The 15859-nt window shown below is 32.4% G+C and carries 21 protein-coding genes; 9 read left to right on the forward strand and 12 right to left on the reverse strand.

What is annotated here, in order from left to right:
* Positions 1–51: 51 nt before the first annotated feature.
* Entirely contained in the window at positions 52–324 is a 273-nt protein-coding gene (locus AC6HVZ_RS18690; protein WP_497559645.1) for a hypothetical protein, read from the reverse strand.
* A gap of 169 nt (positions 325–493) precedes the next feature.
* A complete protein-coding gene (locus tag AC6HVZ_RS18695) occupies positions 494–1279 on the reverse strand; it encodes a helix-turn-helix domain-containing protein (protein ID WP_497559646.1) in 786 nt (261 codons plus the stop codon).
* 228 nt (positions 1280–1507) lie between these two features.
* Here AC6HVZ_RS18695 and AC6HVZ_RS18700 point away from each other — a divergent pair, with 228 nt between their 5' ends.
* Both AC6HVZ_RS18700 and AC6HVZ_RS18705 read left to right on the forward strand, forming a co-directional pair.
* A complete protein-coding gene (locus AC6HVZ_RS18700; protein WP_497559647.1) occupies positions 1508–2035 on the forward strand; it encodes a sigma-70 family RNA polymerase sigma factor in 528 nt (175 codons plus the stop codon).
* Entirely contained in the window at positions 2025–3002 is a 978-nt protein-coding gene (locus AC6HVZ_RS18705) for an LCP family protein (protein WP_497559648.1), read from the forward strand. The genes AC6HVZ_RS18700 and AC6HVZ_RS18705 overlap by 11 nt, the downstream gene beginning before the upstream one ends.
* A gap of 257 nt (positions 3003–3259) precedes the next feature.
* Here AC6HVZ_RS18705 and AC6HVZ_RS18710 read toward each other — a convergent pair whose 3' ends face one another.
* Complete coding sequence (locus AC6HVZ_RS18710; protein WP_497559649.1) at positions 3260–3475, reverse strand: hypothetical protein; 216 nt, start codon at positions 3473–3475, stop codon at positions 3260–3262.
* 52 nt (positions 3476–3527) lie between these two features.
* On the reverse strand, positions 3528–3749 hold the full coding sequence (locus tag AC6HVZ_RS18715) for a helix-turn-helix domain-containing protein (RefSeq protein ID WP_497559650.1): 222 nt from the start codon (positions 3747–3749) through the stop codon (positions 3528–3530).
* Between the two features lie 528 nt (positions 3750–4277).
* Here AC6HVZ_RS18715 and AC6HVZ_RS18720 point away from each other — a divergent pair.
* The 4 genes from AC6HVZ_RS18720 (at position 4278) to AC6HVZ_RS18735 (ending at position 6903) form a co-directional block, all read left to right on the forward strand.
* Entirely contained in the window at positions 4278–4883 is a 606-nt protein-coding gene (locus AC6HVZ_RS18720) for a sigma-70 family RNA polymerase sigma factor (RefSeq protein ID WP_497559651.1), read from the forward strand.
* 15 nt (positions 4884–4898) lie between these two features.
* Entirely contained in the window at positions 4899–5063 is a 165-nt protein-coding gene (locus AC6HVZ_RS18725) for a YvrJ family protein (RefSeq protein ID WP_497559652.1), read from the forward strand.
* 5 nt (positions 5064–5068) lie between these two features.
* Positions 5069–5314: a helix-turn-helix domain-containing protein gene (locus tag AC6HVZ_RS18730; protein WP_497559653.1), complete on the forward strand. Its 246-nt coding sequence runs from the start codon at positions 5069–5071 to the stop codon at positions 5312–5314.
* 902 nt (positions 5315–6216) lie between these two features.
* Entirely contained in the window at positions 6217–6903 is a 687-nt protein-coding gene (locus AC6HVZ_RS18735; protein WP_497559665.1) for a YdeJ family lipoprotein, read from the forward strand.
* Positions 6904–7004: 101 nt separating this feature from the next.
* On the opposite strand, the gene AC6HVZ_RS18740 is transcribed toward AC6HVZ_RS18735, so the two are convergent.
* Entirely contained in the window at positions 7005–8414 is a 1410-nt protein-coding gene (locus AC6HVZ_RS18740) for a LysM peptidoglycan-binding domain-containing protein (RefSeq protein WP_497559654.1), read from the reverse strand.
* Between the two features lie 400 nt (positions 8415–8814).
* Here AC6HVZ_RS18740 and AC6HVZ_RS18745 point away from each other — a divergent pair, with 400 nt between their 5' ends.
* The 3 genes from AC6HVZ_RS18745 to AC6HVZ_RS18755 all read left to right on the forward strand — a co-directional run bounded on the left by AC6HVZ_RS18745 (position 8815) and on the right by AC6HVZ_RS18755 (position 10945).
* Positions 8815–9729, forward strand: coding sequence for a polysaccharide deacetylase family protein (locus AC6HVZ_RS18745; RefSeq protein WP_497559655.1), 915 nt, complete (start codon positions 8815–8817; stop codon positions 9727–9729).
* A 30-nt stretch (positions 9730–9759) separates the two neighbouring features.
* Positions 9760–10398, forward strand: a complete 639-nt coding sequence (locus AC6HVZ_RS18750; RefSeq protein WP_497559656.1) for a YkyA family protein — start codon at positions 9760–9762, stop codon at positions 10396–10398.
* Between the two features lie 286 nt (positions 10399–10684).
* The gene (locus tag AC6HVZ_RS18755) at positions 10685–10945 is read left to right on the forward strand and encodes a YesK family protein (RefSeq protein ID WP_497559657.1); all 261 of its coding nucleotides are present in this window, start codon (positions 10685–10687) and stop codon (positions 10943–10945) included.
* A 54-nt stretch (positions 10946–10999) separates the two neighbouring features.
* Here AC6HVZ_RS18755 and AC6HVZ_RS18760 read toward each other — a convergent pair whose 3' ends face one another.
* The 7 genes from AC6HVZ_RS18760 to AC6HVZ_RS18790 form a co-directional block, all read right to left on the reverse strand.
* Positions 11000–11716: a phospholipase A2 family protein gene (locus tag AC6HVZ_RS18760; RefSeq protein WP_497559658.1), complete on the reverse strand. Its 717-nt coding sequence runs from the start codon at positions 11714–11716 to the stop codon at positions 11000–11002.
* Between the two features lie 13 nt (positions 11717–11729).
* Positions 11730–11906, reverse strand: a complete 177-nt coding sequence (locus tag AC6HVZ_RS18765; RefSeq protein WP_497559659.1) for a hypothetical protein — start codon at positions 11904–11906, stop codon at positions 11730–11732.
* 295 nt (positions 11907–12201) lie between these two features.
* A complete protein-coding gene (locus tag AC6HVZ_RS18770) occupies positions 12202–12453 on the reverse strand; it encodes a glutaredoxin family protein (protein ID WP_497559660.1) in 252 nt (83 codons plus the stop codon).
* Positions 12454–12573: 120 nt separating this feature from the next.
* Complete coding sequence (locus AC6HVZ_RS18775) at positions 12574–12825, reverse strand: hypothetical protein (protein WP_497559661.1); 252 nt, start codon at positions 12823–12825, stop codon at positions 12574–12576.
* A 27-nt stretch (positions 12826–12852) separates the two neighbouring features.
* A complete protein-coding gene (locus tag AC6HVZ_RS18780; protein WP_497559662.1) occupies positions 12853–13725 on the reverse strand; it encodes a S8 family peptidase in 873 nt (290 codons plus the stop codon).
* Positions 13726–14415: 690 nt separating this feature from the next.
* Positions 14416–14976 (reverse strand): hypothetical protein, encoded by a 561-nt coding sequence (locus tag AC6HVZ_RS18785; RefSeq protein WP_497559663.1) that lies wholly within the window; start codon positions 14974–14976, stop codon positions 14416–14418.
* 259 nt (positions 14977–15235) lie between these two features.
* A complete protein-coding gene (locus AC6HVZ_RS18790) occupies positions 15236–15622 on the reverse strand; it encodes a hypothetical protein (protein ID WP_497559664.1) in 387 nt (128 codons plus the stop codon).
* Between the last annotated feature and the right edge of the window lie 237 nt (positions 15623–15859).

Below are 15859 nucleotides of genomic sequence, written 5' to 3' on the forward strand. Positions count from 1 at the left end.
ACAATTCCCATTGTTTGAAAAGGAAATCCTTGAAATTTGCAAAGACGTAATTCACGCTGTAGTGTTAGCACTTTTATAGTAATGATGAACTTCAAATAGATTAGATAGAATGTTACCAAAGTAAACAATAACATCCTGAATTTCAAATTTAACAAATTCCATGAAGATGTTTTCGAGTTCCATCAGCTGCTCCATAGATAAGGTATCTGCTAGTAAAATTATTTCAAAAAAATCTAATTGTAGTTTAAGATGCCTTGGTGTATTGTCATTCTGTATTTCTAACGATTTAAGTAATATTTCTTTACTTTCTTCTATCTGTTCCAAAGAATAATAACAATAGATTAGATTTATCACAGTACGGAGTTTGCGTTCTTTCTTTTTATAACTCAAACTATTCATGTAATGCCCTATCGCACATTTAATCTCACCTTGTAATTGATAACAATATCCAATATTGTGTTCTATTATTCCTAGGTAATGTTTGTGATGTTTTTTATCTAGAATACCTTAATAAGCGTTTGGCTTTAAGATAGGATTGAAGAGAATCATCCCATTTCCCTATGTTGTTCAAGCTAATTCCTAATAAAATATGACAATCTATAGCTTGCTCTAAGTAATAGCCATTAAGAAATATCTTTAAAGCTTCTTTTGCATGATATTCACAACTTTCATATATGTATAGCTTTTTATAATACAACCCTAAATTATAGTGGAATGCTCCAGCTTCATAATCAGGACCATTTAAAAGAAAAACATCCGTACTAACCGCTTGCTTACCAATCTCCAACCCTTTATGATACTTTTTATTCTGATAATTAAATAACATTAACACATTAACATATAAGAAATAAATTCGATTATGTTTATTTGTTATAGTTAGTTTACTAAGAATACTAATCTTTTTCTCAGCTAGAGCCATTTGGTGACTTAATATTAGATAACGACAGTATATAAGTTCAAACTTTATATAAGTATGAGATCTTGCTTTCAGACATAGTTCTTTAAGTTCCTCTATATCTTCGTTTGATTCTTTTGAGAAAAACATCTTTTTATACCATTCTTCTAACCTTTGGTCCAAAACATCCTCGTCTTGTATCATTGATTTATAGGACAATCCAAGTCTATCAAACAACAAACTATATATTTCTTCATCAGCTTGTATTAAGTTGTTCTCAATCCTACTTAAATAAGATGGAGTACATATTCCAACTGATAATTCCGTTTGTGTTACATTCTTTTGTAACCTATGAAACTTCAGATATGTACCAACCTCCATCATGTTAATCGCCCCCTATGGGTTGGTTATTCTTATTAATCAAGATTATATCATTTTTTGTAAATTTATTGAATTAATTGTATTATATCGTTAATTAAGAAAAATGTGGGGGCGGATTATATCATTCAATTCATTGTTAAATATTTTAAAAATAACTATTTTAAAAAGTTTGAACCTATTTTTGTTTGGTAATCGTCTAATAGTTGGATTTGGTAAAGGGGGGGGATTAGAATGGATAAATCGGAAAAAGATTACATATTAGACAAAGTAATGACTGAATATGGTAATGAGATGGTACGATTGGCCTTTTCTTATGTGAAAGATATCGAAATAGCTAAGGATATAGTTCAAAATTCGTTTATAAAATGCTACAAAAATATCGATTCGTTTCGTTATGATTCACAGATCAAGACATGGCTCTGCCGTATTACAATTAACGAATGCAAAGATTATTTGAGAAGCTGGAATTATAAAATGGTTCGGGTAAAGGAGTTTATAAATTATACAAATCGGTCAATTTTACCGTCTACAGAAAAGACAGTAATTGATAAATATAAAGGTGAAGAAATAAAGGATACCATCTTTTCTCTTCCAAAAGTGTATCGGGAGGTGGTTTACCTATACTACTATGATTCTTTGAAAACAGAAGAAATCGCTGATGTTCTGGGTATTCCAGTTAATACAGTAAAAACACGATTAAGAAGAGCAAAACAAAGATTAAAACCAATGTTAAAGGAGGCTAAACTTAATGAAGGATGATTTTTTTTACCATTCATCAGATTCGGAATTAACATTCACGAAAGAAGACCGTGATAAAGTGTTCGAACAAATCAATAGAACGGAGAATGATAAAATGCAAAAGAAACCTTTTAATACTTTCTCTAAACGTATTGCCTATTTTACCGCTTCTTTAGTAGCAATCGGAATAAGTATCCTTTTGTTTATGCCATTTATCCTTTCTGAGAATATAAATTACAATAGCGGAACTAATCCGAATGCAGCAGTCACTCAAAATGACGGAAATTTCACCGCGTTATTAGCAATAAAGGATGAAAATCAAAGAATACCTCTAAACCTTTTACTAACTTATAGTGAAGATGAAAATATGATAAAAGTTCTTTCAATTCCTCGTGATACGTATGTTTCGATATCAGATAGTGATGGAACTAATGATAAATTAACACACGCTTATGCCTATGGTTCAGATGGCTCTAAAAATGTAAAAACAACGGTTTCTAATCTTTTTGATATACCTATTGATTATTATGCTGTTATAGATATAGAAACCTTTTCAACGATAATCGATTCCGTAAATGGGATAGATTACGACTTGCAGGAAGATATTCGAGTAAGAGCTATATCCCAAACAGCTTTTGAATTAGGAAAAGGAACCAATCATTTAAATGGAGAAGAGGTTGTGGCATTAATGATGGATGCTACATACGGAAGAAGTATGGATGAAGATGACCTAGTTACTCTCTTCGATACGGTAATGGATAAAGTAATAAGTGAAACGACAAAAACACAATTAAATGAGCTTACATCTAATGTTGAAGGAAATATACCAATGGAGCAATTATTTGAGGAACAAATAGAACTTCCTTCTATACATTTCGTATCCATGATTGATGGAATGAAGTCTGTAATGATTGATGAGGCTTACTATGTAAAATTTGAAAAAGATTTTTTAAACTCTGTATCAAAAGAGTTAACAACATTTAACTAAATTATCAGCACGGTATTTTTAAAATCAAGATGAAACGAAGTTTATTATCATAGCATTTCATCCCCATTTAAATCAACGAAGATTTAGATGGGGACTTCTTACTACCTTTTGTTAAAATAACGCTAATTCCATTTGTTCTAATGCCGCATTTCCTTTTCAGGAATAGAAGTCGTATTATTCCCCTCTTCTATATCTTCTCGAAGATACAAGTGGCATGAATACGATTGGCAATCTTTTCTACATTTTCCTTCAATGATTCAAATAGAATACCAATTCGATTCTTTAGTGAAAAGCAAACGAACATACCATTTATGCCATAACCGATGAAGAGGGCATACATCCTCATTTAAAGGGAATTCCTGTTGGTTATTTGCCAGCATGGTCTTATCAATCTGTTTCCAGTAAAAGTATAGACCCAGCTGACCGTTATATTCTTCATCCTCAAATAATCGAGAGGTTATCAACCGCTTCAACCGTTGTGTTTGTGGCCTATGGAGAGAGTTATGTGTTTATACGGTCACTCGTTTACTGCAGAAAGAAAATATATCTACTTATCTTTTTGTTGATTCCGATATTAGTTATTTCATCTAACCTCGTATGTTCAATAATGATAATTGAACCAAGTTTAATATTTAATTTCTTTAGTAGTAGGTTTATCACTTCCTCACTAGCCTCAGTTGATCCATTTTCAATCTTGCTTAAATAGGATGGAGAGCATATTCCCCTAGCTAAGACTACTAGTTTCATATTCTTATTAATTCTTTCACTTTTTATTAAATGCCCCAAATGAATCATTATTTTATCCAAAAAAACACATATTAATTAAACTTAATTCCTTCCGTTTTCTGGGATGGCAATCATTGGATTAACATAAACCTTAAATTATAAAAATTTGTAAAATATGAACCTGTATAAAAAGTTTTCTTTTTATTTGAAAAGGTTGTGTATTTTGAAGTTCGTACTTCTATATAAATAAAGAGCTTTAAGAAAGGGTGGATTATCATGAAGATTTGGAACTAGAACTAGTTTATTATAGGACCAGCAATATTCAGATTCAGAACAACCACGAAGTATAAACAAGTTTAACGAAAAAAGTTAGACTCTTTCTATGAAAATGATATAATAAAAGAAAGTAAATTATACCGTGTCTGTCCTATAACATACTTTCTGCCTAAAATATAAATACTTACTTTATGACTATGAATTCCACTAGTCATTTTTTTACAATCTCAAATGGAACATATGTTCCAAGTGAGATAAAAGGGGGTTAGATTATTGGAAATTAAAATACCAGACAAAGACTGTCTGGAAAAGTTTGAACAGTATAAAATGGAACACAAGGATTTTTTAGAAAATAAGATTGTACGTTCATTCTTAGCGAAAGAGGAAAATCTGATTTTACTTATGAATGTTGTATGCAATTCTTCGAAGGAAAATGAGGATAAATTGGACCGTGCATTTAAGTATTTTTATTTTAATATAAGATTCACTTCATATATTTCGTCTGCACTTTATTTTAATGCTATTAACTTTGATAAAAAATATAGAAAGATTCGAAATCGTTTTCCTTTAACAATAGATAACTCAGTAGGTGATGATAAAAATGGAGAAACGTTTAAAGATATGATCAAGGATGATAACTCGGAAATAAAAATTGACGGCTTTTTAAAAAGTGGAAATATCATTGATTATTTGGAGGATTCACTTTTGAGTGAAGCTGTTAAAAGATTGACAGATAAACAAAAAGAAATACTATATTTAGCCTATGTTAAACGGTTGACTGATACAGAGATAGGAGTAGTCCTAGATAAATCTCAACAGGCTGTTTCAAAGACTCACAAGAAAGCACTAAAAAACATAAATAACTTTTGCAAAAGATGAAAGGAGAAAGGGAAAATGTTGACTGCTGATTTACCCCAATGGATCAGTATTTTAGGGAATTTTGGCTTTCCAATAGCAATAACAATATACTTATTTGTTCGGTTTGAAAAGAAGCTTGAAAAATTAGAACTTGCAATTACTGAACTAGGAGAAATCATAAGAAATATAAGAAGGGATTGAATAGCATGACGGTTCCATTATATGAATTGGTGAAAGAATCACAGGAAAATACACAGGCAATGCAAATACTAATTGACCTGTTTGAACCAAAACTAAAAAAGACATTATCTCTTACTAGGTACGAGGTAAGGGAAGATTTAGCTCAGGAGTTAAAATGCACTTTAATCCAATACATTTTGAGATATAATCCCGACTCCGTTCCGGGGTTTTGGGAACTGAAGAAAAGAGTAGAAAACCAAAAAATAAGTTAATTTAAGATTGCTATTTATAACTTATAATTTTGGTAATAGGAATCATTGTTTATCCACAAGGACGTTGTGATTTGTAATTCAAAATAGATGATAAAAAGTCCCTTGAATAAAATAAAGTGGGATAAAAAAGAAAGGTATAATTAGTATCGGCTGGATAAAAGCAAGTGTTGAATTAATCAATTCCTTGCTTTTTAATTTTGAGTATTTATCCTACCGATAAAGATGGCTTTCAAGTTTTTTTGCAAAGAATGGCTTTTAATTGAAAGGTTATCTATTTTTTTATCTGATGAAGTAAACTTTTTTGGCTTACAGTACAAAAGATAACAAAATTTCTATTAAAGAAAAAACTTCAAAAAGACAATGGCAGCAAAAATACTTATAATCAATTATTATTCGGGCAAGTGTTTGTTAAGTTTTCCTCAGTTTACCCTTTACACCAATATTTCCCTTTGTACTTTTGTCCACAACGTCCATCAATTTGTTGCTTCAATTTTTAGTACGCTCCAGACACCTAGAATCTTTACTAAAAACAGTGTTATCTATTGATTCCTCTAATTGTCCATTATCTAATAAATGAGCCCCTTTCTGTTTAATATCAATTATTATTATTATGAGGCATTTCATTCAAACGGCCATTTCCCCCTCTCCGTTCCCCGTCTGACCTTCCTTGGACATTCCCTAGAGTTGAAAGATAAGCCTAAATATAAAAATGATTGACTGACACAAACTCTTTCCTTAACCAACAATTAATACTTGTCCTACATAAGTATTCTTTTTTACATATATAGGTCTTCTTTTTTTACAAGTACTTTATAATACTTTAATATGAAATTATCATATTTATCCATATTTCTACCCCTTGATAGAACAAACTGCTATGATTGTTAGAAAGGAATGATCAAATGAAAAAAGTAACAAAGACTATTTATTGTGGTGTAGCCCTACTATCGCTCGCCCTGTTAATCGTTGGATGTTCAGACGATGCAAGCGAAGGATCAAAACCGGAACCTTCGGAAGATGTCTCTGCTTCCCAACCAGATGAAAAAACTAACGATATAGGTGAAGGCAACCAAATTGATAAGAAGGCAGATGAACCGGAGTCCACTACAGAATCAGAAGAATCAGAAACGAACGTTTCTAATGGAAATTCTTCAGAAGAACCAACCGACAAGGATTCAAATAATACATCCGATAGTGAAGAAGATAATCCATTATCTAAATATTCTTCTGAGGAAATCGAATATGCTAGAGTTTGGTTGCAGCTTGGAGCTATGAAAGATGTAGATGAACTGAATGTTCACCATATTCCATCTGGTACACCACTTAATCCTGATGATGAAACTAGTGCTAGCTACCCAGAGGATGTGATCCAGCTTGCAGGTAGTCGGTTAGTAGCTGGTTCGGTAACTTACAGTGGTAATGGGGATGGCACAATTAATGTATACAACGTTCCTTTACGTTGGGATGGCAAGTACCCTGCTGGTGAAGAATTCTACAAGGATATTATAGAAAACACAAAGCTAGTGTACATTGACACAGGTAACGATGAAGAAATCATAAAACTCATCAACAAAATGAATATCGAGTAAATAGAAATCGTTATATTTATTTTACGTAAAAAAATATCAAATTCTAAAAAAAAGAGGCTGTTCAGAATTTGAACAGCCTCTACAGAGTTTGTACCATTTTTTTAGAATACTTGAATAGCTCTGTTGTAATACATTATACGTTCATCTAATCCTCTTGTACCACCATTTACTCGTCTCGTTACAGTTTCAACTGATGGATTAGTATCACATAATGCATTCATATTATTCATATCCCACCAGAATCCAGCACTTGACCACGGATAATTAGTAGCTACATAATCAACACCAATACTTACAACTTTAGGATCACCAATATATTCGGCAAATTTTGTGTAGTTATAACGCCCTGTTAATTGAATATAACCTCCGCCTTTGTACTTTGGACCATCACCATAATAGATATTACCTAAATCTTCACGGTATTCGTAATCCCAACCAGATGCAATTTCTTTGGTGTAAGTACCAGCTAACGATTCATGACTACATTGGCTAATAAAATGACAAAGTCTAGATTTAGTTGTAATATCAAATATTTCTAAGCATCTATTTAAATCTTCTAACATATCTTCTGAAATATTTGAATCTGGCCATCCGATTTGATTCAGCTGACTTTCAGTTACACGTGTTACAGGTGCGTCACCATCTCCAATATCACCATCACCTGAAGAACCGCCACTACCGTTATCATACACTTTCAACACTTGTCCAATTTGAATTTTATCTGGGTCACTAATGTTATTTAGTTCCATGATTTCAGATAAAGTCATATCAAATCGTAGGGCAATGCTTCCTAAATTATCTCCAGACTTTACAGTATACGTAGTAGTGTCTGGTGTCGAACCGCCATCTCCATCACCGCTACCATAGACTTTTAACACTTGCCCAATTTGAATTTTATCTGGGTCACTAATGTTATTTAGTTCCATGATTTCAGATAAAGTCATATCAAATCGTAGAGCGATGCTTCCTAAATTATCTCCAGATTTTACAGTATACGTAGTAGTGTCTGGTGTCGAACCACCATCTCCATCACCGCTACCATAGACTTTTAACACTTGTCCAATTTGAATTTTATCTGGGTCACTAATGTTATTTAGTTCCATGATTTCAGATAAAGTCATATCAAATCGTAGAGCAATGCTTCCTAAATTATCTCCAGATTTTACAGTATACGTAGTAGTGTCTGGTGTCGAACCACCATCTCCATCACCGCTACCATAGACTTTTAACACTTGTCCAATTTGAATTTTATCTGGGTCACTAATGTTATTTAGTTCCATGATTTCAGATAAAGTCATATCAAATCGTAGAGCGATGCTTCCTAAATTATCACCGGATTTTACAGTGTACGTAGTAGTCGAACCTCCACCAGATGGAGCTTTTACGATAAGTTCCTGACCAACATAAATAGTATCTGAACTTAGATTGTTCCATTCTTTCAATTGTGATACAGTTACATCAAACTTAATGGCAATATGGCTTAGGGTATCTCCTGATTCTACAGTATACATATCTTTTATCTCTCCTAAATATTATTCAGTTGGCCAACTGTATTTAATAAAGAAACTTATCCGATAAAATAAACAACTTCTTTATAAAAATATTTTTGAAATGTCTATTTCGCAGTTTAATGGCAAATGATAATTTAGGAGACTTAAATATTAAATAGAATGAAAATATGTACTGAACTATTAATAACAAAAAAGTGGATCCTCTTGTAATGAGAATCCACTTTTTAGCTTATTTCATTTTTTAAAACTACAATGAATAATTAACATTTTTTCTTATTACCTAAGATTATCTTTAAATGGACATATCCTTTTGATATGATAAATAGTGGTAATGCGAATTTTGTTGAGATAGGGTTCTATTTGTAGAAATCTATTAATCTAAAAGAGGGAGGATAAAAAAGTGCGTAGGCGTAGGAGGTTAAACACCAGAGGGAAAATTGCGGTTTCCATTCTTTTAACCATTATAATTATGCCACTATTTTTTGGATTAATTGGTAATGATGAAAAGAAAGAAGCGAAAGGAAATGACTCTAATATAGAAAATTCACTGAAAATGTTATCATTTTCTTCCGAGACAGTAGTAGCTTTCGCTGATTCTACCCTTAGTCAATCTATTATTGAGAAAGAAAATAAAAAAAGAGAAGTTGCCCGAAAAAAAGAGGTTGCCATGCAGAATAAGATAGATCAGCAGGAAAATGCGATTTATCTAACATTTGACGATGGGCCAACAAATGCTTCAGACGAGTTAATGGACATCTTAAATAATTATCAGATGAAGGCAACCTTTTTCATGGTAGGTCCAAAAATAAAAGAATATCCAGAAATTGTTAACCGTATGCACAGGGGAGGATTTGGACTTGGACTACATAGTATTACTCATGATGTAGGGAAGATTTACAGTAGTCAATCTGCTCCATCAGAAGAAATGGTTGAGAGTCGGGAGATATTGGAAAACATTACAGGGGTACGTTCTAACCTTATCCGTCTGCCCTATGGAAGTATCCCATATTTAACAGAAGGTATGCGCTATGTACTTGACCAGAATGATTTTATCGTTTGGGATTGGAATGTAGATAGTCTTGATTGGCAATTAAAAGACGAACGATATGTTCAGCACACCATCCAAGAAATACAAAAAATGAATCAAGTAGGCGTAACCCCAATTGTCCTTCTTCATGATAAACCAGAGACAATTAAACATTTACCTAAACTCCTATCGTATGTTAAGGAACAAGGCTATCAAACGAAGATATTGACTAACGATATGCCACCATTAACATTTCAGTGTGAAGGACGCTGCCGTCCCGTAAACTAATTCCATTTTGGCTATAGGAGGTAACTATGGTTGAAACGATTACTAGCATTTGCGATTGTTATAAGTTTTATATTTTTTCTAACTGGCTATCCTTCCGATGAAAAACAAGCTACCAAAATACAAAAACTAATGGAAGAGTCTGCTGAGTTTGAAAATGATTTCGCTGCTAATCAAACCAAACTATATGAAACTAGAAAAAATGCACAGTTGGTATACAATGATTTGATTAGTCTCGACATCAATGAAAAGGATATAATTAACCAGAAGATAGAAGAAGCCAATACATACACGGAAAAACAACAGAAGATCTTAGAGGAAGCAGAAGAAAACTTCCAAAAGGCTTATAACAAGTCCATAACCATTGAGAAACATATCAAAAAAATCAAAGACAAGGAACAAAAGAACCAAGCATCAAAACTAGTAACGATTATGAATGAACGAAAGAATTTAATAGATAGTTTTTTTAAAGACTACCATAAAAATTTGGAATTACAGAACACATTTTATGGGCATCTTGAAGATGGAAATTTTAGCTTAGAAAGCCTTGACGAGCAGATTAATAATATAAATGAACGCGTTCAAGACATGGGAGAGACTTTACAACAATTTAATCAATATACTAAACAATATATTGAAGCAGGGAACGACTATTACCAAATGAATAATTAGCTAAAAGCTAAAAACTATAGAAACCTTGGAATCAATCAGAATAAATGTTCTAAAAGTAGAGATGAAATAAAAGTCATCAGATAGCAAACGTGGTAAAAAGCATTTGCCTATTTAATTAACTGGGGGCATAAGTCGGGCATACTCTAATCCAACATCTATTGCAACCTTCTTGTATATGCACCTATTAAAGTTGAATCGACATTTTAATTTAAAAAATCCCTTTGAGGTTTTTGTCAAATTCGTTTATCATTAATAATGAACACATTGTAAATGAGTAGGTGGTTAAATGGATATATTAATTCCTATTGGTATAGGCTTTTTATCTAATGCTGTGATATTTATTGTAAGTATGTTTCTGGTGAAAAGTTTAAAACGGGCAACAAATATAACTTTAATTTTCGTTGGTTTAACTATAATAATTTCACTTATAGTAGGTGGTTGGTCTGGTATGGGACTAGGTATAATTGGACTTGGTATGTTATTAGCCACAATATGTTTATATGTATATATTTTAGTGTCTAAAATTGCAAACAAAAATAATGGTTAATAAATTTAAAAGCCTTTAAAAGATTTCTTTTAAAGGCTTTTAATTTTTAAGGTTTTAAACAAAGCAAAGTAATGCTTGTGGCCCAAAATAAGTTCTGATACCTGCTGCTGCCCAAGTTGTATGTCCATCAACACAAGAAACTAATTCCTTATCACAGCAATTGTCTCCATCACCGAAAACCGACCAACATCTGTCATGTGCAACACAACACTCGTCCGTTGCATTAATTGGTGTATCACCACCATGATCTAGACCGTAACCACAATTTCCACCACAGTGTTGATATCCACCGGGTAAGCAACCATCAGCAGTCCACCAAGCTTGTGTGGAAACACCATCTTGATTTTCCTCAACTTCTATATTTTCCTTTTGAAATACTAATTCATCCAAATCTGTTTCATTAACAAAGGTATTAAGTTCACCATTTTCAATCTTATACGATGAAATAGTATTTTGAATACCTTTATTAAGAATCTGGCCGAAATAATGATTTTCAAGTCTCGGTAATTCATTAAATAATATCCTAATACTCTTTTCTTTATCAACTAAATTAATTATTGTTGAATTAAAATTAATTAAACTATCTTTTTCACCAAAAACAGCATTAAAACTATAAGCTAAATCTACTTGCAAGTCATTTAAATTAAAATCCCTTTTTTGTTTCATGCTTTCCACAATTTCATTAAATTTATCTTGCGAAAGTAGTTCTTCTAACTTATTATTCAATTCTTCACCACGTAAATCCTTTTTAGAAACAATTTTACCAATCATATGATCCACTCCTTTAAACTATATTGTCACAACCACAGCGATCAAAAACATAAGTTGAACCCGATAAAGGGACGAATGTTCCTATACATCCTACATATGAACAACATTTACGAATAGGCTGACACATACCACTTTGAATGCTTATTCTTTCATCAGATTTCCCTTCAATTGTAGGCTTTTTCTCATCCATAATTTTTTCCTCCTTTTTTATTATTAAAGCGGCGTATTAATCTTATTAATCTCTGGGATAAATGGACTTGATACCGCCTTATATTATTTAAAGTGAAAAGTAACTATATAAAGTCAACTATAATTTTAAAATTCCACATATAAATTTCAGTTTTTTATAAATCATATATCTCATTTCATTTTAAAAGGCTGAATATATTTTAATATCCAGCCTTTTGTAATCTATATTAATACGACAATCCCAGAGGTATATCGTATTGTTTTTAACATCTATTAATTGTAGATTTGTAGCCTTGTTATACCTTTAGTGATTCAGACAACTTTTTAGTATTAAAACCAGCTATTACACTCTCTTCAGAATTACTTCTCACAACGGTAAACGGGGTTCCTTGACCACCTAATTTAAAAAACTCTGAACGGTATTCTTCATTATTTTTTATGTCCTTTTCCGTGAAATGAACCCCCTTTTCTTCCATCCATTCAATCTGTCTATTGCAAAAACCGCAACTAGGATTGGTATAAACGATTACTTCCTTGTTAGATTCCATTTATTCACTTCCTTTCAATTTTTTATCTTAATCACTTAAAACTATCCGTTATTGCCTTTCCTCTAATAAAAGTGAATTGACTGCTGTATTTATCAACCATTTGTATAAAAATTTTAAAAATCATTTGGATATACCTGTTAACTTCTTTTCATCCTCAAACTCATAGATAAAATTTTGAGGAAGAAAATTTACGTCTAATTGTTTATTCACAAATTCGTTTATCATATATACTTGTTTAGTAGATTGTAAGGCTAAATCCTGAAAGAAACCACGTTCTTGTTCGGTACAGTCTTCATCAATACAGCTAGCAAAAAAAAGTTGACTGCATCGAGCTTCCGTAAAACATTGATATAACTTTTCATAAGGATCCATGTCCCTCACCCTCCTTAGTAAACATTTTTAAACCAATTGAATTAGCCCGGACCCTTCCAAAGTGTTACGGTAACCTAATGATGTTGCTTGGCTTACTAAACAATCAAAAATTTTGTAGGGAACTTCTGATGGATTTTCAGTTTCTATTACATTTAATAACAAGGCTACAGCACCAGTAACATGAGGTGCTGCCATTGAGGTTCCTGTTAATCTAGCATAGGAGTCAATTGGATGGGTTGACAAGATATCGCTGCCCGGTGCTACAAAATCCACCTCTAAATTAGAATTAGAAAAGGGGCCAATATCCAAATCTCGATTAACAGCCCCCACTTGAATGACCTCTTTAAAGGTCGCTGGATATAAAATCTCATCTGTTATTGCGTTACTATCACCGTAATTACCAGCTGCTGCAACCGTAATTATTCCCTTTTTTAATGCTCTTAAAATTACAGAATACAAATTAGAATCATCTTCTGATCCCCCAAGAGAAATATTCATAACCGATACTCTTTCTCCAGAAGGCCCTCGCCAATTTGATGCATAGTCTATCGCTTTAATTAGATTTTCGTAGGATCCAACACCGTCCCGATCTATGACTTTTAATATTAATAGACTTACTTTTGGAGCAACACCTACTACACCAATCTCATTGTCGATTGCACCTATTATTCCGGAAACGTGAGTACCATGTCCTACGTAATCATAGAAAATATTAGGATTTCCTTGGTCATCATTTGTAAAGTTATAACCACCTACGATGTTATTCTTTAAATCAGGATGATCTACCTGACAACCTGAATCAATGACAGCGACAACATTGCCAGCCCCATGCCTTGTTTCGTTCCAAATTTTTGGGGCTTCAATTGTTTTGACACCATAAGGTATCCTTTCTGGTTTCATTATAATTTCTTCAATTTTGGTAGGAAGTAGAGATATTCGCTTAATATAAAATTCCTCCTTTTCTTTCCTTTGTATTATTAAAAGTGAAATTACTACCCCCTTTATCAACCATCTTTATTAATTATTACCAAAAGATATGGTTGCGACTTACGATGTATTACCCTAACTCTTCATTTCCGTTTTACAGATGGTTTGTTGTGTTTTAAAATAAAAGAAGTACCTTTTATGAAATGGTTGTATCGGGATTGCTGTAGTTCACCTTATTACGTACTCAGTGTTGAAAAATATAGAAGTAAAGGAAATTGACAAATTTAAATAAGGAGATAAAGTCAATGATTGAGTATTGGAGAGTTGAACCGAATCTCCCTTCTATACCTTTTGAATAGTGTAGATGAATCGCATAATCGGTATATTCAGTCAATCATGCTAAAAAAATTACTATCATTCATATTGGCTCTACTATGTGGCATTTAAATGTACCAGCCCATCGAAATAGTATTCTAAAAAATAACTTTACGTTTTCTATTAAAAAGAGTCATTTATCTATTTCATTTGGAAAAGGGTCGTGTAATCACGACCCAGAACTGAAGTTTAGGCATATATTACAAATGTTTATATAATATTACCTTTTGAAAAATCAAGTATCTCCGACTTTATTTTATTTTACCGTGAAAGCCCCTGATTTCTAATTTAAAAACATTGACGAACACACGAGGTTACATAACGACCTTGTAGTCTTGCTGCGGTAGTGATACAAACGGCGCAAAAGGCAATTGAGGCACAAGCAATACCACAGGCGGCGGCAATGGCAGTAAGAGTCCATAAAGGAACACCGTAATCACCCAAACAATCAGTAATACAGCCGAGCTGCTGTGTTTGAACTTGCGGTACGGGAATACCTTGTTCTTCGTTCGTTAATTCTCCATCACGAAATAATCTATAGCTAGCACCATTCTCTGTTTCTTTCAACTGTAACTCATAATTTGTTTCATATTCTTTGTCCTCATTAAATTGGATTGAGAAAGCACCCTCAATATCATTATCGGCAAAATCAAATGAAGCAACATATTTGATTTCTCCACCCAGATTAAATCCATTCACCTCTACCTCAGATAAAGAAGCATCTGGATTAACTTTACCACTTGATACAAGTTGTTTCGCAAGCTCGGAAATTTCCCTACCAACGTTTGCCGGTACATCTACATACGCCTCTGCCGTCGCTTTTGCAATTTCTTCAACAGTAAATCTCATTTTTTACTCACCCCTAATTATTTTTAATTGATTAAAGTTAAACGTTTGAATTGACTCTCTTGACAACTTAAAAACTCAACTGTCATCAATTGTAATTCATCGATTTAGTTCCCTATAATATGTTCATGATTGTGTATATGTTTATGTTCTAATTCGTGACTGGAATAACTAAAATAATTTTCGTTCATTTTTTCATTTTATTTACTTTTCATTTTGAATTTGCACTTTTAGATTAGAAATATGAATAAACTAGATTCAATTATTTTAAAACAATGATAAATTGTTTTTCTTCAAGCTGAATCATCTGACTTAATTCATTTAGACTTGAAAAAGTTAAATACTTTCCGAACTGACATGTTGAAAAGTTAATTTTTGTGTCTAGCTGTTCATTTTTATCATCTTGTTCTTCCCCATCCCAACAAGAATAAATCTCCATATACTGCCCTTCCGCTAAACGATCATTGATATATTCGAAAAGTGCATAGATACCTCTTCGATGACAAGCATCTTGTGTATCGTAGAAGTAACCTTCAAATTCGTAAATATAAGGATTAGAAAACTTAGTTTTAAGAACTTGTTTCAAATCATGAACTAGTTCAAAAATAAAAAGACCATAAAAATCTTCTTCTTTTTCATAATGAATCACATATTGTTCATCTGTGTTTGATTGTTTTTTCTTATCTCGTTTTCAATTTCTTTCTGCATTCAAATCTGAAAGTTTTATTTTAACTGGCTTCATTCCAAATTCTCCAACTGGTATCTCATGTGGAGCAGCGATGAAATGCTTTAGAGACATTAGCTTATCTCCTTTCTTATCCCCCTATGTTAGGATAGATGTCGCATGATACTTTAGTATATACTAAGTAAATATGCGGAGGTTAAA

This window comes from Oceanobacillus sp. NCCP-135 (assembly GCF_059698015.1).

What these genes read in the sequence shown, in the direction of transcription:
- AC6HVZ_RS18695 (WP_497559646.1), bottom strand. Translation starts at nt 1,279, where the DNA reads ATGATGGAGGTTGGTACATATCTGAAGTTTCATAGGTTACAAAAGAAT.
- AC6HVZ_RS18700 (WP_497559647.1), top strand. Translation starts at nt 1,508, where the DNA reads ATGGATAAATCGGAAAAAGATTACATATTAGACAAAGTAATGACTGAA.
- AC6HVZ_RS18705 (WP_497559648.1), top strand. Translation starts at nt 2,025, where the DNA reads ATGAAGGATGATTTTTTTTACCATTCATCAGATTCGGAATTAACATTC.
- AC6HVZ_RS18715 (WP_497559650.1), bottom strand. Translation starts at nt 3,749, where the DNA reads ATGAAACTAGTAGTCTTAGCTAGGGGAATATGCTCTCCATCCTATTTA.
- AC6HVZ_RS18725 (WP_497559652.1), top strand. Translation starts at nt 4,899, where the DNA reads ATGTTGACTGCTGATTTACCCCAATGGATCAGTATTTTAGGGAATTTT.
- AC6HVZ_RS18730 (WP_497559653.1), top strand. Translation starts at nt 5,069, where the DNA reads ATGACGGTTCCATTATATGAATTGGTGAAAGAATCACAGGAAAATACA.
- AC6HVZ_RS18735 (WP_497559665.1), top strand. Translation starts at nt 6,217, where the DNA reads ATGAAAAAAGTAACAAAGACTATTTATTGTGGTGTAGCCCTACTATCG.
- AC6HVZ_RS18740 (WP_497559654.1), bottom strand. Translation starts at nt 8,414, where the DNA reads ATGTATACTGTAGAATCAGGAGATACCCTAAGCCATATTGCCATTAAG.
- AC6HVZ_RS18755 (WP_497559657.1), top strand. Translation starts at nt 10,685, where the DNA reads ATGGATATATTAATTCCTATTGGTATAGGCTTTTTATCTAATGCTGTG.
- AC6HVZ_RS18760 (WP_497559658.1), bottom strand. Translation starts at nt 11,716, where the DNA reads ATGATTGGTAAAATTGTTTCTAAAAAGGATTTACGTGGTGAAGAATTG.
- AC6HVZ_RS18765 (WP_497559659.1), bottom strand. Translation starts at nt 11,906, where the DNA reads ATGGATGAGAAAAAGCCTACAATTGAAGGGAAATCTGATGAAAGAATA.
- AC6HVZ_RS18770 (WP_497559660.1), bottom strand. Translation starts at nt 12,453, where the DNA reads ATGGAATCTAACAAGGAAGTAATCGTTTATACCAATCCTAGTTGCGGT.
- AC6HVZ_RS18775 (WP_497559661.1), bottom strand. Translation starts at nt 12,825, where the DNA reads ATGGATCCTTATGAAAAGTTATATCAATGTTTTACGGAAGCTCGATGC.
- AC6HVZ_RS18780 (WP_497559662.1), bottom strand. Translation starts at nt 13,725, where the DNA reads ATGAAACCAGAAAGGATACCTTATGGTGTCAAAACAATTGAAGCCCCA.
- AC6HVZ_RS18785 (WP_497559663.1), bottom strand. Translation starts at nt 14,976, where the DNA reads ATGAGATTTACTGTTGAAGAAATTGCAAAAGCGACGGCAGAGGCGTAT.